The following is an 18,830-nucleotide window of genomic DNA, read 5'->3' as shown; positions in this document are numbered from 1 at the left end:
ACCCATCAAGCGGGCTCGAAGCGCATTGTCACTTCGAGACGATTGGGAAACAGCAGTTCATGGATGCTTTTTCGATATTGCTTCGGCGCAGCGCGACAAGCAATGCGGTAGCCACTTTCGGTTGCTAACTTCCCCCATTCTGCCCGCTTCAAGTAGCGCGCCCAGATCATTCCGCCAAATGGGATATTGCCTATCGCATCCATTGCGGTGAGGCGCAGGTCGTCCAGCCTTCCGCAGCTTTCGTGATCCTTTATGTAAAGCGGACCATCAACCACGCGCCGAATTTCACGCAGCAAGTCCGTACGTGCTGTGACTGGAACGTGATGTACTACATTGTTGAGTGTCGCCGCATCAAAACTACGGTCCGCGAAAGGCAGGGTTTTGCCGTCATACTGCTTGGTCAGCACGCTCAGCGAAGGGCAGAAACGGTCAACCATGTCCACTGTCTGCACCTCATCCACCGGAAAGAGTTCGGCTATGGCTTGAGCGATCACCCCAGTGCCACCACCGACGTCGAGCAATTTGCAATGCCGCTCGTCCCACAGCTCGCGTAGACTATCGAGCATAACCGCCTGATAAGTCGGCGCCTTGTTTCGATAAAAGGCGAGGTGACGCGACAGGATGTCCTGCAGAAGCTTCGGATCGATCGGGCCCATTGCCTTGGCCAAGGTCATGGTCCCCCCGTCATCCAGCGGTTTGGCGTGGCGATAGCCCATCGACCAAGCAGGAAGTTCAGCGCCAGCATGCAGACCGAGGCAAGTGGCGAGGCGAACACCATCGGCAGGCCGGCCTGCTGATGCCAAAACCATATGGTGACAAATGCCAATGGTATGTTGGCGATCATTGCAATGACGTACCGTGCGAAGGTTATGGGAGCCAACGGTCGCCGAAAGGTGAATACGCTATGAAGCACATAGCCAGTGCCCGCCACGACGCAGAAGGACAACAGTACGGCCAGCCACAAACGTATCCCGACCCTGTCAGACAAGATGATGACCACGTTGTGCAGCGCGATGCAGATGCCGGCGATCACCATATAGGCGAAGGGCGTGCGCACGCTCATATCGCTGCCTTCCGAGCGCGGACCAAGAAAACGCAGGCATTGTCGTCGCGTATCTGGGCGGGCGTTAGACGATCTTCCAATTGAGCGCGCAGGTTCATCAACAGGGCAAGGAGCGACGCCAAAATTGCGCCTATGATCGGTAGGCGGCGAAGGAAGAAAGCAAAGCCCGTAAGGCGGATTAGCGTCGTGGTTGCCAAGGGCCCGGCAATCGCATGCACCTCTTCGACTTCGAGGCCGCGATCGGCAAGATCTACGACAAGTCCGGTGCGTGTCCAACGACGATGGTCCTCAGGGTGAGGGTGGTAGAGCCAGCTGCCGTGAGTAGACAACAACAGCACACCGTCATCGCGCAGCAGTCTCCGAATCTCGGCGCAGTACGAGTCAAGGTCGCGCACGTGCTCCAGGACCTGTACTGAAAGTACTGCTCCAGCGATGCCATCTGCTAGTGGCACGCGGCCCTGCTCGTCAATTTTCAGGAAGCTGCCCTCGCCGATATCCGCGCCGCGATAGTCGATCTTCATCTCGAACATCATGTCAGCATAGGGCATGTCACCACAGCCGAGATCGACCATTAGTGTGCCCGGCCTAACATGCGCCCTCGCCTCTTTTCGCAACAGCCGAGCTAGCCCGCGCAAGACCAGCCAGTCCGTATCCCAAATCCGCGGAACCGCCCTGCTTCCCCTCATCCCACCAGCTTTCAATGCACCACGGACCTGCTGGCGCCGACTCTATCTTTTTTCCATCGCTCCAGGCGCTCGATGTCGAAGCGCTCAGAACGCACGCCTATGGTCCAAATTATCAAGCAGCAACTTGAGCACAAAGCCGGACAGCACCATGGACATCCCGGCCACGCAGGCGGTGGTGATCACGAAGGTCAGGTGCACCGATTGCTCCATCGGGCCGCCTATGAAAATCCAATGCAGTGCCAGCAATACGTCCGCGACAAAGCCCGCCACCGCGAGCATGCCGCCGGAAAAGACCAGCCATTCCAGCGGGCGGCCGCGCATCAGCCAAGGCACGACCCGGCCGCCGTGGCCCGGGTGATAGATAGCGATCGCCACCTTGGCCAGCATACCGAAAAGGATGGCCGAAAGGCCAATCAGCGTCGCCATCGCGGAGAGCGCGACGAAGTGAATTCCGAAATACCACCCTCCGATCCGGACAGGTCCCGCCGCGAGGACCGCAAGACCAGCAATACCGGACACCAGCAACGTCGCTCCCGGTATGAGATACATGGTGTTGGGTGCATGGGCCACGATCAGCCGCAGATGTCGCCAACCGTCGCGGAACGAACGCAGGTGAGGTGGGCGGCCGCGCTTGTCCGGATAGAGCTTGATTGGCACCTCGCGGATCACCAGGCCCGCGCGATGCGCGTTGATGACCATCTCCGAGGCGAATTCCATGCCAGGCGAGCGCGCGCCCATTCGGCGAAACGCATCGCGGGTGAATCCTCGCATGCCGCAATGAAAATCGTGTATCGGAGAATGATGAAGCCAGCGGGCAATCGTTGAAAGCGCCGGATTGCCAAGATACCGATGCAAAGGGGGCATGGCGCCGGGCTCGATACCGCCGGCGAAGCGATCGCCCATCACCAGTTCGGCACCACCCTCCAGCGCGTCGATGAAGTCGCCTAGGCTGCTCCAGTCGTAGGAATCGTCCGCATCCGCCATGACGAGGTACTTGCCTCGTGCAGCTTCAGCCGCCGCGCTGATCGCCGCGCCGTATCCCTTGACCCGCTGGTGCACGACACGCGCGCCGAGGGACTCGGCAATCTCCACCGACCGATCGGTCGACCCATTGTCCCCGACGACGACCTCGCCCTTAATGCCCCGCTTCGAAAAAACGTCAAGCGCCTTGCGAATGCAGATGCCGAGCGTGCGCTCTTCGTTCAGGCAAGGGATAATGGCCGACACGAGAGGGGCCCCTGCGTCATCGGCGTGCTGCCCATCGAGATCAGTTGCGACGATCGCGAGATTCGACTTGTCGACCATCGTGCCCGCTCCTGCCCAATCGTCAGCCTTGCTTACAGCTTGGGCCCCAACATTTCCGCAGCCCAGCTGCAAGATTAGCAAGAACAAGTTAGGCAAAGATATACAGAACCATACGTCGTTGAGCGAATGACGTGGTTTGGCCAGCACGGGTGATGGCGGCGGGGCTTGAATGGTGGCCATGCCTCGCGCCAAAGCATTCCAGGAAAAGCGTTGCCCGGTTTTCTGTCCGGAGTTGCGCGAGAACAAGTAGTTGGAACGCTTACACCAGTTCCACTTCGACGACACCCGGCACCGCGCGCATGGCCGACGCGACCTGCGGCGAGATGCGATAGCGGTTGGGGAGTTCGATCTCCACCTCGCCCTGGCCGGCTTCCTTGATCAGCACGAAGCTCACCTGTCCCTCGCCCTTCGCGGCAAGCTGATTGGCAAGGATGTTGATCGGCTGAGCATCGCGCACGAAGATGCGCAGCGCCTTTTGGATGCGGCTTGCTTCGTCCTCCAGCGACTGCACCGTTTGGATGCGCAGATTGATGCCCTCCGGCCGGTCTTCGGCCGAGACGGTGATCACCACCGAACGGCCGGGCTCCAGCATGTCGCGATACTGCGCCAGGCCTTCGGAAAACAGCACCGCCTCGTACTGGCCGGTGGTGTCGGAAAACTGCACGACGCCCATCTTGTTGCCGGTGCGGGTCTTGCGCTCCTGCTTCGTGGTGACGGTGCCGGCGAGCCGGCCGGCCGCGGCGCCGCGTTTGACCGCGGCGGAGAATTCCGCCCAGTTCTGCACCCGCATCTTCTGCAGCGCGGCCTTGTATTCGTCGAGCGGATGCGCCGAGAGATAGAAGCCGACCACCTGGAACTCGCGGTGCAGCCGGTCGGCGGCAAGCCATGGCTCGGCCGCCGGCAGGTTGAGCGCCTGCGATTGCGCGCCGAGCGAGGCGCCGAAAATATCCGTCTGGCCCGAGATGGCGTTCTGCTGCGCCAGCGACGCGAGGCCCATCATCCGCTCCACGCCGGCCATCATCACGGCGCGGTCGTGCCCGAAGCAGTCCAGGGCCCCCGCCATGATCAGGCTTTCGAAGACGCGCTTGCCGACGATCTTCGGATCCACGCGCTCGCAGAAATCGGCAAGGCTCTTGAACGGCCTCTCACCGCGCTTCTCGACAATGTGCTCGACCGCCGCGTCGCCGACGCCTTTGAGCGCCGCCAGCGAGTAGAAGATCTTGTTCTCGCCGACCTCGAAGGGTCGGAAGCTGGTCATCACCGACGGCGCCACCACCTCGATGCCGAGGCGCAGCGCGTCCTGGCGGAAATCGGCCAGTTTGTCGGTGTTGCTCATGTCGAGCGTCATCGACGCCGCCAGGAACTCGACCGGATAGTGCGCCTTGAGGTAGGCGGTCTGGTAGGAAACGACCGCATAAGCCGCGGCGTGCGACTTGTTGAAGCCGTAGTCGGCGAATTTCGCCAGCAGATCGAAGATGAAATCGGCCTGCGCCTTGCCGACGCCGCGCTCGACGGCGCCGGTGACGAAGCGCTCGCGCTGCTTGTCCATCTCGGCGCGGATCTTCTTGCCCATGGCGCGGCGCAAGAGATCGGCTTCGCCGAGCGAATAGCCGGCAAGCTCCTGTGCGATCTGCATCACCTGTTCCTGGTAGACGATGACGCCTTGAGTTTCCTTCACAAGGTGGTCGATCTTGGGGTGGATCGAGGCCATCTCCTCCTCGCCATGCTTTCTGGCGTTGTAGGTCGGGATGTTCTCCATCGGGCCTGGGCGATAGAGCGCGACCAGCGCGATGATGTCCTCGATGCAGTCCGGCCGCATGCCGATCAGCGCCTTGCGCATGCCTGCGCTTTCAACCTGGAACACGCCGACCACCTCGCCGCGCGACAGCATGGCGTAAGTCCCGGGGTCGTCGAGCGGGATGCGGGCAAGATCGATATCGACACCGCGCCGCCGGATCAGTTTCACCGCCGTTTCCAGCACCGTCAGCGTCTTCAGGCCGAGGAAGTCGAATTTTACCAGCCCGGCCTGCTCGACATATTTCATGTTGAACTGGGTGACCGGCATGTCCGAGCGCGGATCGCGGTACATCGGCACCAATTCCGACAACGGCCGGTCGCCGATGACGATGCCGGCGGCATGCGTCGAGGCATGGCGGTAGAGGCCCTCGAGCTTCTGCGCGGTGTCGAGCAGCGTCTGCACGATCGGCTCCTTTTCCGCCTCCTCGGCGAAGCGCGGCTCGTTGGCGATGGCGTCCGCCAGCTTGACCGGGTTGGCCGGGTTCTGCGGCACCATCTTGGAGAGCTTGTCGACCTGGCCATAGGGCATCTGCAGCACGCGGCCGACGTCGCGCAGCACGGCGCGCGCCTGCAGCGTACCAAAGGTGATGATCTGCCCGACCTGGTCGCGGCCGTATTTCTGCTGGACGTAGCGGATGACCTCCTCGCGCCGGTCCTGGCAAAAGTCGATGTCGAAGTCCGGCATCGAGACGCGGTCCGGGTTGAGGAAGCGCTCGAACAGCAGCGAGAAGCGCAGTGGGTCGATGTCGGTGATGGTGGTCGAATAGGCGACAAGCGAGCCGGCGCCCGAACCGCGCCCCGGTCCGACCGGGATACCTTGCGCCTTCGCCCATTTGATGAAGTCGGCAACGATCAGGAAGTAGCCCGGGAACTTCATCTTCTCGATGATGCCGAGCTCGAATTCGAGCCGCTCGCGATATTGCTCGACCGTGTAGCCGGGCGTCGGTCCGTGCGCGGCAAGCCGCGCCTCCAGGCCCTCGCGCGCCTGGCGCGCGAGCTCGGCGGCTTCCGCCTTCTCGGCGGCGTCCTTGTCGGCGGAGTCGGCGCCGGTGAAACGCGGCAGGATCGGGCTGCGGTTCTTCGGATAATAGGAGCAGCGCATAGCGATCTCGACCGTGTTGTCGATCGCTTCCGGCAGGTCGGAGAACAGACGCGCCATCTCGGCCTGGCCGCGCAGGAAATTGTCGGGCGAAAGCCGCCGGCGATTGTCGGCGGCCACCACCGAGCCTTCGGCGATCGCAATCAGCGCGTCATGCGCCTCATAGTCTTCGCGCTTGGAGAAGAAGGCCTCGTTCGTCGCGACCAGCGGCAGTTCGTGGGTATAGGCAAGGTCGAGCGTCGACTTTTCGACCATGCGGTCATAGCCGGCGACCCGTTCCAACTCGACATAGAGACGGTCGCCGAAAAGCTCTTTGAGGAACAGCAGTCGCTGTTCGGCAAGGTCGCGGCGGTCCGCCTTCAGCGCGCTGCCGATCGGGCCGCGCGGGCCGCCGGTCAGGCATAGCAGGCCATCGCAATGGCTCTCCAGCATGGCGCTGGTCATGTGCACCGGCTCGCCGGGCGGCGTTTCCAGATAAACCTTGCTGATCAGCCGGACCAGATTGGCATAGCCGGCCTCGCTGGCGGCGATCAGCACGATCGGCGACGTCTCGGGACCGTGCCGGCGGCGGTCGCGTTGGGCGTCGCTCGTTTCGCCGGAAAAGACGAGGTCGACCTGGCAGCCGATGATCGGCTGGACGCCGTCCTTGACCGCTTTCTGGGCGAATTCGAGCGCGCCGAACAGATTGTTGGTGTCGGTCACTGCGATCGCCGGCGCTTCATCCTTGACCGCGTGGCCGACGATGGCGCCGAGCTGCAGGGCGCCCTCGAGCAGCGAATAGGCTGAATGCACGCGCAGATGGATGAACCTCCGTGCAGGCGTCTCCGGCTGCGTGGCCTTCACGAGAGCTTCGCGCTGCAAAGGGTCGCGTGGAAGTCGTTCATCCGCCATATTTTTTCGCGCTATCTCAAGGACTCATCCGTGCAGATGTATTGTCCCGGACGCTGCGATGCCAGTCCAGTACAATCGATCGCGAACCACAAGCTTGCGGCCACTGTCGCCCTGTGCTCAGGCGAACTCCATGATCACAGCGTCGACCGCCAAGCTGTCGCCCGGTTTGGCGTTTAGCTTCGCCACGGTGAGGTCGCGCTCCGCGCGCAGCACATTCTCCATCTTCATCGCCTCGACCACGGCCAGCGTCTCGCCGGCCTTGACTTCTTGGCCCTCGGCGACGGCGATCGACACCACCAGTCCTGGCATCGGGCAAAGCAGCATTTTCGAGGTATCCGGCGGCAGCTTTTCCGGCATCAGCCTTTCCAGCTCCGCCGTCCGCGGCAGCATGGCTTGAGCCGTCACCGACATGCCCTTCCAGGCGATACAAAGGCCGTTCAGCACCGGCCGGACTTGCGCCGCGATCCGGCTGCCGCCGACCGTGCCGCGCCAGATCGCGTCCCCTGGCCGCCAGTCGGAAGCGACCGTCAGCGGCTCGCTGCCATCGATCGACAGATCGATCTCCATCGGGATCGAGACCATGCCGTCCAGGATGCCGGCGCAAAGATAGTCCGCGCCGATCTTCACCACCCAGTCGCGCTTGAGATGGCCCGAATGCGGTGCCAACCGGCCGCTGAGCCGGTCGAGCCGGTCCCGCCGCAGCAGCTCGATTGCGGTGGCGATCGCGGCGAATACCGCCCTCTCCTCACCGTCCGGTTCGACCGGCGCGAAACCGTCCGGATACTCCTCGGCGATGAAGCCGGTGGAAAGCCGCCCCTCGCGCCAGCGCGGATGCTGCATCAACGCAGCGAGGAACGGAATGTTGTGCTCTATGCCGTCGACGACAAAACCGTCCAGTGCTTCGGACATGGCATCGATAGCCTCGAGCCGCGTCGGCGCCCAGGTGCAGAGCTTTGCCACCATCGGGTCGTAGAACATCGATATCTCGGCGCCTTCGGCAACGCCGGTGTCGTTGCGGATCACCACATCGCCGAACATGCCCTCTTGCGGCGGCCGGTAGCGCGTCAGCCGGCCGATCGAGGGCAGGAAATTGCGGAACGGGTCCTCGGCATAGAGACGGCTTTCCACCGCCCAGCCGTTCAGCTTCACCTCGTTTTGCCTGATGCCGAGCTTTTCGCCGGCGGCGATGCGGATCATCTGCTCGACCAAATCGATGCCGGTGACGAGCTCCGTCACCGGATGCTCGACCTGTAGTCGCGTGTTCATTTCAAGGAAATAGAAGTTCCTGTCCTTGTCGACGATGAACTCGACCGTGCCGGCGCTCTGGTAATCGACGGCTTTCGCCAGCGCCACAGCCTGCTCGCCCATGGCCTTGCGCGTCTTGGCGTCGAGGAACGGCGACGGCGCCTCCTCGACCACCTTCTGGTTGCGGCGCTGGATCGAGCATTCGCGCTCACCCAGATAGATCGCATTGCCATGCGCGTCGGCCAGCACCTGGATCTCGATATGGCGCGGGTCAACGACGAATTTCTCGATGAAGACGCGGTCATCGCCGAAGGAGCTTTTCGCTTCCGAACGCGCGCGCTCGAAGCCGTCGCGCACTTCCGCGCTGCTCCAGGCGATGCGCATGCCCTTGCCGCCGCCGCCGGCCGAGGCCTTGATCATCACCGGATAGCCGATCTCGCCGGCAATCCTTTCGGCGTGGTCGGCATTTTCGATGACGCCCAGCCAGCCGGGCACGGTCGAAACCTTGGCCTGGCTGGCGAACTTCTTCGATTCGATCTTGTCGCCCATTGCGCGGATCGCCTTGGGCTTCGGTCCGATGAAGATGATGCCTTCCTTTTCCAGCGCTTCGCAGAAAGAGGCGCGTTCCGACAGGAAGCCATAACCCGGGTGCACCGCTTCGGCGCCGGTTTCCTTGCAGGCGGCGATGATCTTCTCAGGCACTAGATAGCTCTGCGCGGCCGGCGACGGGCCGATATGCACAGCCTCGTCGGCCATTTCGACATGCACGGCGTCGCGATCGGCGTCCGAATAAACCGCGACCGTGGCGATCCCCATCTTGCGCGCCGTCTTGATCACGCGGCAGGCGATCTCGCCGCGATTGGCGATCAGGATCTTCTTGAACATTCGGATGTCGTTCCTCCGGCGAAGCGGTCCAGTTCTATGGACAATCCCGACGCGCCTCAAGTGTCTCCAACCCCTGCCCTTCGGCACTCGATGCTTTTGCAGAAACGGCGTCGAAAAACGTCGCAACAGACGTTGGCCGCCACCTTCGAACCCGGTAAGGTGGTGGCGAGCGCAAGAAAATGGCAGGCGGTATTCGCCTCGCCGGGCAGGCTCGGCGGCCTGCCATAAAGCTGAGACTTTTAAGATTGCCTTGGGAGGAATGCCTCATGAAAACGCGTGCCGCAGTTGCCGTTGGTGCCGGAAAGCCGCTGGAGATCATGGAGGTAGACCTTGAGGGGCCGCGCGAGGGCGAGGTGCTGGTCGAGGTCAAGGCGACCGGCATCTGCCACACCGATGAGTTCACGCTCTCGGGCGCCGATCCGGAAGGCATCTTTCCGGCGATCCTCGGCCATGAAGGCGCCGGCATCGTCGTCGATGTCGGCAAGGGCGTCACCTCGGTCAGGAAGGGCGACCATGTCATCCCGCTCTACACGCCCGAATGCCGGCAGTGCCCGTCCTGCCTGTCGCGCAAGACCAATCTGTGCACCGCCATCCGCGCCACGCAGGGCCAAGGCCTGATGCCCGACGGCACCTCGCGCTTTTCGGTCGGCGGCGAGAAGCTGTTCCACTATATGGGCTGCTCGACCTTCTCCAACTTCACCGTGCTGCCGGAGATCGCGGTCGCCAAGGTCAATCCGGACGCCCCCTTCGACAAGATCTGCTATATCGGCTGCGGCGTGACCACTGGCATCGGCGCCGTCATCAACACGGCCAAGGTCGAGCAGGGCGCCACCGCGGTCGTCTTCGGCCTCGGCGGCATTGGCCTCAACGTCATCCAGGGCCTTCGCCTGGCCGGCGCCGACATGATCATCGGCGTCGACTTGAACAACGACAAGAAGGCCTGGGGCGAGAAGTTCGGCATGACGCATTTTGTCAATCCGCAGGAGATCGACGGCGACATCGTGCCTTACCTAGTCAACCTGACCAAGCGCGGCGCCGACCAGATCGGCGGCGCCGACTACACCTTCGACTGCACCGGCAACACCAAGGTGATGCGCCAGGCGCTCGAGGCCTCGCATCGCGGCTGGGGCAAGTCGGTCATCATTGGCGTTGCCGGCGCCGGCCAGGAGATTGCGACGCGGCCCTTCCAACTGGTCACCGGCCGCACCTGGATGGGCACCGCCTTTGGCGGCGCGCGCGGCCGCACCGACGTGCCGAAGATCGTCGACTGGTACATGGAGGGCAAGATCCAGATCGATCCGATGATCACCCATACGCTGACGCTCGACGACATCAACAAGGGTTTTGACCTCATGCATGAGGGCAAGTCGATCCGCAGCGTCGTGGTTTACTGAAGCAATGCCGCATCGGTCGTGGGCTGGAGCCCGCAACCTTTGCGGCTCAACATGGGAGGAAGGACGAATGGCGGAAAAATTGCATCCGAAGATCGACAACGGGCTGCCGAAGGAAAGTGCTGCCTTTTCCGGCGGGACGCTGGTCTGTCTCTGCACCAGCAATCCGGTGAAGGTGAAGGTCAAGGGCCAGATCGCCCACAACCATGCCTGCGGCTGCACCAAATGCTGGAAGCCGGAGGGGGCGGTGTTCTCGGTCGTGGCCGTTGCCGGCACCGGCGACGTCACTGTCACCGAGAATGGCGACAAGCTGAAGGTGGTCGACCCGGCAGCGCTGATCCAGCGCCATGCCTGCACCAGCTGCGGCGTGCACATGTACGGCCCGGTCGAGCGCGACCATCCCTTCAAGGGTCTGTCCTTCATCCATCCCGAGCGTTTCGAGGAGGACGGCTGGTCGCCGCCCGGCTTTGCCGCCTTTGTCTCCTCCATCATCGAAGCCGGCGTCGACCCGAGCCGCATGGACGGCATCCGCGGCCAGCTGAAGTCGATCGGGCTCGAACCCTATGACTGCCTCAACCCCGCCCTGATGGACTACATCGCCACCTGGACGGCGAAGAAGTCGGGAGCCTTGGCGGCCTGACAATTGCGGGATTTCTGGTAAAGGGCCGGCCAACGCCGGCCCTTTGCACATTTGGAGAGACGATGCCAGCACCCATCATCTATGTCGATGCCGATGCCTGTCCGGTGAAGGCCGAGGTCGAGAAGGTGGCGGAGCGGCACGGCGTCGTGGTTACCTATGTCTCCAATGGCGGCCTGCGCCCGTCGCGCGATCCGATGATCCGCAATGTCGTCGTCTCCAAGGGCGCGGATGCCGCGGACGACTGGATCGTCGAGAACGCCAAACCCAACGATGTCGTGGTGACGGCCGATATCCCGCTTGCCGCGCGCACGGTGGCGCTCGGCGCGCATGTGCTGGGACCTACGGGCCGTCCCTTCACGCACGAGACCATCGGCATGGCGGTGGCGATGCGGGATTTGAAGCAGCATCTGCGCGAGACCGGCGAAAGCCGCGGCTTCAACGCCGCCTTCACGGCGAAGGACAGGTCAAACTTTCTCGGCGAGCTCGACCGCATCTTGCGGCGGGCGCTCAAATCCGCCACACCCGGCTGACCCGAAGCCCTTTGAGAACCGGCCATGGGCGACGACATATCCCTCAACACGCCGATCCACCGGCACGTGCAGTTCGCTTTGGCTGCGGCCATCGGCATTGTCGCGCTGCTTCTCGCCCTGATGCTGGGGGCGCCGCTGCCCTACTCCATCGGCGCCAACCTCTTCTTCGCCGCTTACACTCTTCTGGTGCTGGTCGCGATGCCGAGGCTCACCGGCCGTTACCTGAGCAAGAACGCGCGTGCCACGGACCTGCCGGTGCTGCTGATTTTTGCGGTCACGCTCCTGGTCGTCGGCCTCGCCATCGGCTCGCTGTTTCAGCTCATCAACCAAAAGGCTGCCGCGCATCCGCTGGAGGTTCTGTTCGCGATGCTGTCGATCCCGCTTGGCTGGTTCACAATCCATGCCATGGCGGCGCTGCATTATGCGCATGTTTACTGGATGGACGGCGACGAGATCGACGAGAAAACCAGGAAGAAGAATCCGGTCGGCGGCCTCGATTTTCCCGGCGGCAAACGCCCGGAAGGCTGGGATTTCCTGTATTTCGCGACCGTCATCGGCATGACTGCGCAAACCGCCGACACTGGGATAACGACCTCGCGCATGCGCCAGGTCGTGCTCGTCCATTCGATCCTGAGCTTTTTCTTTAACACGGTGATCGTCGCCGCCGCGGTCAATCTCGCGGTCAGCCTGGGCAGTCCATAATAAATCCGTGATCGGATGAAACAACGCTTGGGCCGGAGACGTATTGGGAGGAGAACAAGGCTCTGAGAGGCCGCAGACGAGCGAGCCGGGAGGACATCCAGATATGGAGACCGTCGCCAGAAGCGAACCCTCCACCGAGGTAGAAGCATCCACGCCGAAGGACCCGACGCTGATTTACCGGCAATCGGGCTGGACGCGCCTGACCCATTGGCTCTGGGCGTTCTCGCTGTTCTTCATGCTGCTTTCGGGCCTGCAGATCTTCAACGCGCGCCCGCAACTCTACATCGGCAAGGAATCGGGCTTCCAATACAACAATACGATCCTCGAGATCGGCGCCGAAAACACAGACGGCGGACCGCGCGGCTTTGCCAAAATCTTCGGGCATCGCTTCGACACCACCGGCGTGCTCGGCTGGTCCGGCCCTCCCGGACAGGAAACGCCGCGCGCCTTTCCGTCCTGGGCGACGATCCCGTCCTACTACGACCTCGGCACGGCCCGCGTCGTGCATTTCTTCTTCGCCTGGGTGCTGAGCGCAACCCTGCTCCTTTGGCTGATCGCGAGCCTGATCAACGGCCATATCCGCCGCGATCTTGCCCCTCGCCTGGATGACTTGCGCAAGTTGCCGCGCGACATCGTCGACCATGCGAAGCTGAAATTCCACCACGCGCGCGAATACAACACGCTGCAGAAAATGGCCTATGGCGGCGTGCTCTTCGTGCTGTTGCCGCTGATGATCATCACCGGGCTTGCGATGTCGCCGAGCATGAACTCGGTGCTTCCCTGGCTCAATGAAATCCTGGGCGGTCGGCAGACGGCTCGCACCATCCACTTCATTGTCATGGTGCTGCTCGTGCTCTTCTTCGTCGTCCATATGCTGATGATCGTGGCTGCCGGCCCGATCAACGAGCTGCGCTCGATCATCACCGGCTGGTACCGCACCGACCCGCCCGCAAAGCACGACCAGGCAACCGAGAGGAGCGCCTGACATGGCAAAATTCCAGATTAGCCGCCGGAAGTTCTTAACCTCCGCCAGCCTCGGTCTGTCAGGCATCGCGCTGTCGGGCTGCGATGCCTTCGACAGCGGTCTGGGCGTCGGCAGCGGGCTGCGCAGCTTCCTCGAAAATGCCAACGGGCTGACATACCGCGCACAGCGCCTGCTTGCCGGCCGGGACGCGCTGGCACCGGAATTCAGCGAGGCCGACATCCGCCAGCCGCAGCGGCCGAACGGCGTCACCGCGCCTGACGACGACACCTATAAGGGTCTTCTCGCCAATAATTTCGCCGACTGGCGCCTGGAGGTGACCGGCCTCGTCGAAAAACCGCTGTTGCTCACCCGCGAGCAGTTGCAGAACATGCCGAGCCGCACCCAGATCACCCGCCACGACTGCGTTGAAGGCTGGAGCTGCATCGCCAAATGGACCGGCACGCCGCTCTCGCTGGTGCTCGATCAGGCCATCGTCAAGCCGCAGGCGCGCTACGTCATGTTCCATTGCCTCGACACGATCGAGCAAAGCCTGTCTGGCGACATCAAATATTACGGCAGCATCGACCTGATCGATGCCCGCCATCCGCAAACGATCCTGGCCTACGGCTTGAACGGCAAGCCGCTGCCGGTCGAGAACGGCGCGCCGCTGCGGGTGCGGGTCGAGCGCCAGCTCGGCTACAAGATGCCGAAATATCTCTACAAGATCGAGCTGGTCGACGGCTTCGCCAATGTCGGCGGCGGTCGCGGCGGCTATTGGGAAGACAATGGCTACGACTGGTATGCCGGTATTTGATGGCGCTTCGCCTGCAGGCCGAGCACGATCTTGCGTCAGCCGAGTTCAACGCGATTGAGAAAAGCCTCACGGCGACAATCGGCCATTCCAACATCATCCTTTGCAAGACGATGGCCTCGGGCGACTAGGCCGCCTTGCTGGGCCGCCGTTCAGACCAGATCGGGTGTTGTCATCGGCGTCGGCTGCCGAGAGATATGTCGCTGGGAGGTGACAAGGTGTCGCCGACGGGCTATGGATGGCGCGTCGAGGGCTCAGGTGACTGAGTCCTACCTGTTTGCGGGAGAGAACAGCGCAAGCTGTCGCCGAAGGGGAAATCGCCCGAAATCTCTCAGGCAAAAGAACCGTGGACGGGAAAGACAACTCTGGAAAGTCGGGAATCTTCCCGCGCCGAAGGTGTAAGCGCTGCCGACAGAGTTACGGGGCGCGAGTCTCTCAGGCTTCAGACAGAGGGGCACGGACTGGACCGCCAATGGCGGTCGATTGCGTGCGACTCTGGAGAAGACATGACCGGCGAAGACACTAAACATCTACCCCTCGAGGATTTGCATAGCGCCGCGGGCGCGCGTTTCGGCGCTTTTGCCGGCTGGTCGATGCCGCTGACCTATCCGGCGGGCGTGATGAAGGAGCACCTCCACACGCGCGAGCATGCCGGCCTGTTCGACATCTCGCATATGAAGCTGTTCGAGGTCGGCGGCCCGGGCGCCGCCGCCCTACTCAACCGCGCCTGCCCGCTCGACGCCGGCGCGCTGGAGATTGCCCAATCCAAATATACCTTCTTCCTCAACGAGGCCGCCGGCGTCATCGACGACTTGATCGTCACGCGTCTTGGCGATAGCCGATTCATGGTGGTGGCCAACGCCGGCAATGCGGCCGAGGACGAAAGGCATCTGCGTGCGTTGGCCGCGGATTTCGATGCCAAGGTCGAGCCGCTCGACCGCGTCTTCCTGGCGATCCAGGGCCCGGATGCCTGGGCGGCCCTTTCGCGAGCCGGTATCGAAACGGGCTCGCTGCTGTTCATGCATGGTGTCGAGCCCCGGCAAAACTGGTTCATGAGCCGCTCCGGCTACACCGGCGAGGATGGATTCGAGATCGGGCTGCCGGAAGCGGATGCCCGCGATCTCGTCGGCAAGCTGCTGCAGGATGAGCGCGTGCAATGGATCGGCCTTGCCGCCCGCGATAGCCTGCGGCTCGAGGCCGGGCTCTGCCTGCATGGCCAGGATCTGACACCCGAGATCGATCCGGCGAGCGGCGGTTTGATGTGGGCGATCCCTAAGGAGCTCCGCGCTTCCGGTCACTTCATCGGCGCCGACGCGCTGCGCTCGATCCTCGAGCGTGGGCCGTCGCAGAAGCGCGTTGGCCTGAAGCCCGATGGTCGTCAGCCGGTGCGCGCCGGCGCCGCGCTTGTCGATGCCGACGGCAATGCGGCAGGTCACGTGACCTCGGGCGGCTTCGGGCCGTCGACGGGCCACCCGGTCGCCATGGGCTATGTCGACAATGCGCTGGCCAAGCCCGGCAACAGACTGTTCGCCGACGTCCGCGGGACCAGGATCCCGATCGACGTCACTTCGCTGCCCTTCACGCCACATCGCTACCGCAAAGGATGATATTCCGATGGCAAATACCTATTTCACCGAGGATCATGAATGGCTGCGCGTCGAAGGCGGCGTCGCCACCGTCGGCATCACCGACTATGCGCAGGAGCAGCTCGGCGATCTCGTCTTCGTCGAGCTGCCGGAAATCGGCCGCAAGCTCGCCAAGGGCGACACTGCAGTAGTCGTCGAATCCGTCAAGGCGGCCTCTGACGTCTACGCGCCGGTCGACGGCGAGATCACCGAAGCCAACACAGCACTGTCGTCGGACCCTTCATTGGTCAATTCGGCGGCGACCGGCGATGGCTGGCTCTGGAAGATGAAGCTTTCCAACGCAAGCCAACTCGACAGCCTCATGGACGAGGCCGCCTACAAAGCCCATATCGGCTGATACCAGGATCTTTGAAATGACCGCAGCACCCATTCCTTTCTCGGCCCGTCACATCGGCCCCAGCGTCAACGATGTCAGGGCAATGCTCGCCACCATCGGCGTTCCATCCGTCGAAACGCTGATCAGCCAGGCCGTGCCGAGATCGATCCGCCTCGACCTGCCGCTCAACCTGCCCACTCCGGCCAGCGAGGCCGAAGCACTGGCCGAATTGTCGGCGATGATGGCGAAGAACACGGTGCTGAAGAGCTTCATCGGCGCCGGTTATCACGGCGTTCATGTGCCGCCGGTCATCCAGCGCAACATGTTCGAGAACCCGGCCTGGTACACGGCCTACACGCCTTACCAAGCCGAGATCAGTCAGGGCCGGCTGGAGATGCTGTTCAATTTCCAGACCCTGGTTGCCGAGCTGACCGGCCTGCCGGTGGCTTCGGCATCGCTGCTCGATGAAGCCACCGCCGTTGCCGAAGCGGTCGGCATCGCACTGCGCCATCACCGCGACAAGCGCACCAAGGTGGCGCTTGCCGGCACGCCGCATCCGCAGACGCTCGATGTCGTGCGCACCCGCGCCGAACCGCTCGGCACCGAGGTCGACGGCGAGACCATCGACGACAACACCGCTGCGCTGCTCGTCTCCTGGCCGGACACTTTCGGCGTCTATGGCGACCACAAGGCGGCGATCGAGAAGGCCCGCGCCGCCGGCGCTCTGGTCGTCTTCATCGCCGACCCGCTCGCGCTTACGTTGACGGATGCGCCGGCCAAGCTCGGTGCCGACATCGCCGTCGGTCCGATGCAGCGCTTCGGCGTGCCGATGGGCTTTGGCGGCCCGCACGCGGCCTATTGCGCCGTCTCCGAAAAGCTCACCCGTCTTATGCCCGGCCGCCTCGTCGGCCAGTCGACCGACAGCAAGGGCCGCCCGGGCTATCGCCTGGCGCTGCAGACGCGCGAGCAGCACATCCGCCGCGACAAGGCGACCTCCAATATCTGCACCGCGCAGGCGCTGCTCGCCAACATGGCGACGGCCTATGCGATCTGGCACGGTCCCGCCGGTTTGCAAGCGATCGCCGAGCGCGTGCACACTCTCGCCGACCGCCTTGCGGCGGGGCTGAAGACAGCGGGCGTGGCCGTTCTCGGAGCACACCGCTTCGACACCGTGACGGCCGAAGTGAAGGGCAAGGCAGCGGCAATAGCCGCAGCCGCCGAGAAGACCGGCCGGCTGCTGCGCGTCATCGATGCCGACCGCGTCGGCATCGCCTTCGACGAGACCTCGACCGAAGCCGACCTCGAAGCGATCGCGGCGCTATTCGGCGCCAAGCCCGGCACGGTGGCAGCCGGCTCGATGCCCGGTAAGCGGCGCGGCAAGGAGTTCCTCACCCAGCCGGTTTTTCACGAGAACCACTCCGAGACCGAGATGATGCGCTTCCTGCGGCGGCTGGCCGACAAGGACCTCGCGCTGGACCGCGCCATGATCCCGCTCGGATCCTGCACCATGAAGCTCAACGCCGCCGCCGAGATGATGCCCGTGAGTTGGGTGAATGTCGCCAACCTGCATCCCTTCGCGCCGGCCAGCCATTCGGCCGGCTATCGGGCCATGGTCGGCGACCTGGAGGCCTGGCTGTCGGAGATCACCGGTTTCGACGCGGTCAGCCTGCAGCCCAATGCCGGCAGCCAGGGCGAATATGCCGGCCTGCTCGCCATCCGCGCCTATCACCGCGCGCGCGGCGAAGGCCACCGCACCGTGTGCCTTATCCCGTCCTCCGCGCATGGCACCAATCCGGCGAGCGCGGCGATGGCGGGAATGAGTGTCGTCGTCGTGCGCTGCGCCGAGGACGGCAGCATCGACATGGATGACATGCGGGCCAAGGCCAACGAGCATTCCAAGAACCTCGCGGCGCTGATGTTCACCTATCCCTCGACGCATGGCGTCTACGAGGAAGGCGCGCGCCATCTCTGCGCCCTCATCCACGAGCATGGCGGCCAGGTCTATTTCGACGGCGCCAACCTCAACGCCCTGGTCGGCCTCGCCCGCCCCGGCGATATCGGCGCCGACGTCTGCCACATGAACCTGCACAAGACCTTCTGCATCCCGCATGGCGGCGGTGGCCCGGGCGTCGGCCCGATCGGCGTCAGGGCGCATCTGAAACCCTATCTGCCGGGCCATGTCACGGAAGGTTCGGCGCATGCCGTCGCCGCCGCGCCCTTCGGCAGCGCTTCGATCCTGCCGATCACCTGGATGTATATCCGCATGATGGGCGGCTCCGGGCTGAAGCAGGCCACCGAGACGGCGATCGTTTCGGCCAACTATGTGGCGACGCGGCTCGCGCCGCATTTCCCCCTCCTCTACAAGGGCAGGAGCGATCGCATCGCCCATGAGTGCATTCTCGACACCCGCGTGCTCAAGGAGAGCGCCGGCATCAGCGTCGACGACATCGCCAAGCGCCTCATTGACTACGGCTTCCACGCCCCGACCATGTCATTCCCGGTCGCCGGAACGCTGATGGTCGAGCCGACGGAATCCGAGCCCAAGCGCGAGCTCGACCGATTCTGCGAGGCGATGATTGCGATCGCCGGCGAGGCGGCGAAGGTGGCGAAGGGCGAATGGCCGCTCGACGACAACCCGCTGGTCAACGCCCCGCACAGTGCCGCCGAGGCATTGGCAGGCGCGTGGCCGCATCCATATTCGCGGATGGAAGCAGCGTACCCAGCGGGCGACGTAGATCTGGCAGCAAAATACTGGCCGCCGGTTTCGCGCATCGATAATGTCGCCGGCGACCGTAACCTGGTCTGCTCCTGCCCGCCGCTGTCGGAATATCTCGGCGCCGCAGAGTAGACGGTCAGGGC

At 63.5% G+C, this 18,830-nt stretch carries 16 protein-coding genes and 1 riboswitch; of the genes, 10 read left to right on the top strand and 6 right to left on the bottom strand.

The genetic code is table 11. The features are described 5' to 3' along the window. Positions 1–5: 5 nt before the first annotated feature. The 6 genes from CK218_RS25920 to CK218_RS25895 all read right to left on the bottom strand — a co-directional run bounded on the left by CK218_RS25920 (position 6) and on the right by CK218_RS25895 (position 8,971). Positions 6–674 (bottom strand): class I SAM-dependent methyltransferase, encoded by a 669-nt coding sequence (locus CK218_RS25920; RefSeq protein ID WP_179294601.1) that lies wholly within the window; start codon positions 672–674, stop codon positions 6–8. Continuing rightward, on the bottom strand, positions 671–1,063 hold the full coding sequence (locus tag CK218_RS25915) for a GtrA family protein (protein ID WP_095826101.1): 393 nt from the start codon (positions 1,061–1,063) through the stop codon (positions 671–673). The genes CK218_RS25920 and CK218_RS25915 overlap by 4 nt, the downstream gene beginning before the upstream one ends. Continuing rightward, positions 1,060–1,635, bottom strand: a complete 576-nt coding sequence (locus tag CK218_RS25910; RefSeq protein ID WP_197504263.1) for a methyltransferase domain-containing protein — start codon at positions 1,633–1,635, stop codon at positions 1,060–1,062. The genes CK218_RS25915 and CK218_RS25910 overlap by 4 nt, the downstream gene beginning before the upstream one ends. Positions 1,636–1,833: 198 nt before the next feature. Beyond that, positions 1,834–3,054 carry a glycosyltransferase family 2 protein gene (locus CK218_RS25905; protein ID WP_095829347.1) on the bottom strand — a complete coding sequence of 407 codons (1,221 nt, stop codon included), beginning with the start codon at positions 3,052–3,054 and terminating at the stop codon, positions 1,834–1,836. A gap of 259 nt (positions 3,055–3,313) precedes the next feature. Further along, a complete protein-coding gene (dnaE, locus tag CK218_RS25900; RefSeq protein WP_095829346.1) occupies positions 3,314–6,841 on the bottom strand; it encodes a DNA polymerase III subunit alpha in 3,528 nt (1,175 codons plus the stop codon). Between the two features lie 117 nt (positions 6,842–6,958). Then, complete coding sequence (locus tag CK218_RS25895; protein WP_095829345.1) at positions 6,959–8,971, bottom strand: acetyl/propionyl/methylcrotonyl-CoA carboxylase subunit alpha; 2,013 nt, start codon at positions 8,969–8,971, stop codon at positions 6,959–6,961. A gap of 266 nt (positions 8,972–9,237) precedes the next feature. Here CK218_RS25895 and CK218_RS25890 point away from each other — a divergent pair, with 266 nt between their 5' ends. From CK218_RS25890 to gcvP, 10 genes are all read left to right on the top strand, one after another. Beyond that, entirely contained in the window at positions 9,238–10,365 is a 1,128-nt protein-coding gene (locus CK218_RS25890; protein WP_095829344.1) for an S-(hydroxymethyl)glutathione dehydrogenase/class III alcohol dehydrogenase, read from the top strand. Between the two features lie 67 nt (positions 10,366–10,432). After that, the gene (gene gfa, locus CK218_RS25885; RefSeq protein WP_095779248.1) at positions 10,433–11,002 is read left to right on the top strand and encodes an S-(hydroxymethyl)glutathione synthase; all 570 of its coding nucleotides are present in this window, start codon (positions 10,433–10,435) and stop codon (positions 11,000–11,002) included. Positions 11,003–11,064: 62 nt separating this feature from the next. Next, positions 11,065–11,532, top strand: a complete 468-nt coding sequence (locus CK218_RS25880; RefSeq protein ID WP_095779247.1) for a YaiI/YqxD family protein — start codon at positions 11,065–11,067, stop codon at positions 11,530–11,532. Between the two features lie 24 nt (positions 11,533–11,556). Continuing rightward, positions 11,557–12,234, top strand: coding sequence for a DUF1345 domain-containing protein (locus tag CK218_RS25875; RefSeq protein WP_095779246.1), 678 nt, complete (start codon positions 11,557–11,559; stop codon positions 12,232–12,234). 103 nt (positions 12,235–12,337) lie between these two features. Beyond that, complete coding sequence (locus CK218_RS25870) at positions 12,338–13,219, top strand: cytochrome b/b6 domain-containing protein (RefSeq protein ID WP_067000217.1); 882 nt, start codon at positions 12,338–12,340, stop codon at positions 13,217–13,219. 1 nt (position 13,220) lies between these two features. Further along, positions 13,221–14,012 (top strand): molybdopterin-binding protein, encoded by a 792-nt coding sequence (locus CK218_RS25865; RefSeq protein WP_095829343.1) that lies wholly within the window; start codon positions 13,221–13,223, stop codon positions 14,010–14,012. Further along, on the top strand, positions 14,012–14,140 hold the full coding sequence (locus CK218_RS31445; RefSeq protein ID WP_259979720.1) for a hypothetical protein: 129 nt from the start codon (positions 14,012–14,014) through the stop codon (positions 14,138–14,140). The genes CK218_RS25865 and CK218_RS31445 overlap by 1 nt, the downstream gene beginning before the upstream one ends. A gap of 139 nt (positions 14,141–14,279) precedes the next feature. Beyond that, a riboswitch (glycine riboswitch) is annotated at positions 14,280–14,366 on the top strand. 149 nt (positions 14,367–14,515) lie between these two features. Next, positions 14,516–15,616: a glycine cleavage system aminomethyltransferase GcvT gene (gene gcvT, locus CK218_RS25860; RefSeq protein WP_095829342.1), complete on the top strand. Its 1,101-nt coding sequence runs from the start codon at positions 14,516–14,518 to the stop codon at positions 15,614–15,616. A gap of 7 nt (positions 15,617–15,623) precedes the next feature. Next, entirely contained in the window at positions 15,624–15,992 is a 369-nt protein-coding gene (gcvH, locus tag CK218_RS25855; RefSeq protein ID WP_067000208.1) for a glycine cleavage system protein GcvH, read from the top strand. A 16-nt stretch (positions 15,993–16,008) separates the two neighbouring features. After that, positions 16,009–18,819, top strand: coding sequence for an aminomethyl-transferring glycine dehydrogenase (gene gcvP, locus CK218_RS25850; RefSeq protein WP_095829341.1), 2,811 nt, complete (start codon positions 16,009–16,011; stop codon positions 18,817–18,819). Positions 18,820–18,830: the final 11 nt, after the last annotated feature.

The organism is Mesorhizobium sp. WSM3879, from assembly GCF_002294915.1.
In the GTDB taxonomy this organism is placed as follows: domain Bacteria; phylum Pseudomonadota; class Alphaproteobacteria; order Rhizobiales; family Rhizobiaceae; genus Mesorhizobium.
Note: the sequence above shows the minus strand (reverse complement) of the source record. Positions and strands in the feature narration are given on the sequence as shown.

Bases quoted from the DNA above. Each gene is read 5' to 3' on its own strand.
- CK218_RS25920 (WP_179294601.1), bottom strand. From the start codon at position 674: ATGACCTTGGCCAAGGCAATGGGCCCGATCGATCCGAAGCTTCTGCAG.
- CK218_RS25915 (WP_095826101.1), bottom strand. From the start codon at position 1,063: ATGAGCGTGCGCACGCCCTTCGCCTATATGGTGATCGCCGGCATCTGC.
- CK218_RS25910 (WP_197504263.1), bottom strand. From the start codon at position 1,635: ATGGTCGATCTCGGCTGTGGTGACATGCCCTATGCTGACATGATGTTC.
- CK218_RS25905 (WP_095829347.1), bottom strand. From the start codon at position 3,054: ATGGTCGACAAGTCGAATCTCGCGATCGTCGCAACTGATCTCGATGGG.
- dnaE (WP_095829346.1), bottom strand. From the start codon at position 6,841: ATGGCGGATGAACGACTTCCACGCGACCCTTTGCAGCGCGAAGCTCTC.
- CK218_RS25895 (WP_095829345.1), bottom strand. From the start codon at position 8,971: ATGTTCAAGAAGATCCTGATCGCCAATCGCGGCGAGATCGCCTGCCGC.
- CK218_RS25890 (WP_095829344.1), top strand. From the start codon at position 9,238: ATGAAAACGCGTGCCGCAGTTGCCGTTGGTGCCGGAAAGCCGCTGGAG.
- gfa (WP_095779248.1), top strand. From the start codon at position 10,433: ATGGCGGAAAAATTGCATCCGAAGATCGACAACGGGCTGCCGAAGGAA.
- CK218_RS25880 (WP_095779247.1), top strand. From the start codon at position 11,065: ATGCCAGCACCCATCATCTATGTCGATGCCGATGCCTGTCCGGTGAAG.
- CK218_RS25875 (WP_095779246.1), top strand. From the start codon at position 11,557: ATGGGCGACGACATATCCCTCAACACGCCGATCCACCGGCACGTGCAG.
- CK218_RS25870 (WP_067000217.1), top strand. From the start codon at position 12,338: ATGGAGACCGTCGCCAGAAGCGAACCCTCCACCGAGGTAGAAGCATCC.
- CK218_RS25865 (WP_095829343.1), top strand. From the start codon at position 13,221: ATGGCAAAATTCCAGATTAGCCGCCGGAAGTTCTTAACCTCCGCCAGC.
- CK218_RS31445 (WP_259979720.1), top strand. From the start codon at position 14,012: ATGGCGCTTCGCCTGCAGGCCGAGCACGATCTTGCGTCAGCCGAGTTC.
- gcvT (WP_095829342.1), top strand. From the start codon at position 14,516: ATGACCGGCGAAGACACTAAACATCTACCCCTCGAGGATTTGCATAGC.
- gcvH (WP_067000208.1), top strand. From the start codon at position 15,624: ATGGCAAATACCTATTTCACCGAGGATCATGAATGGCTGCGCGTCGAA.
- gcvP (WP_095829341.1), top strand. From the start codon at position 16,009: ATGACCGCAGCACCCATTCCTTTCTCGGCCCGTCACATCGGCCCCAGC.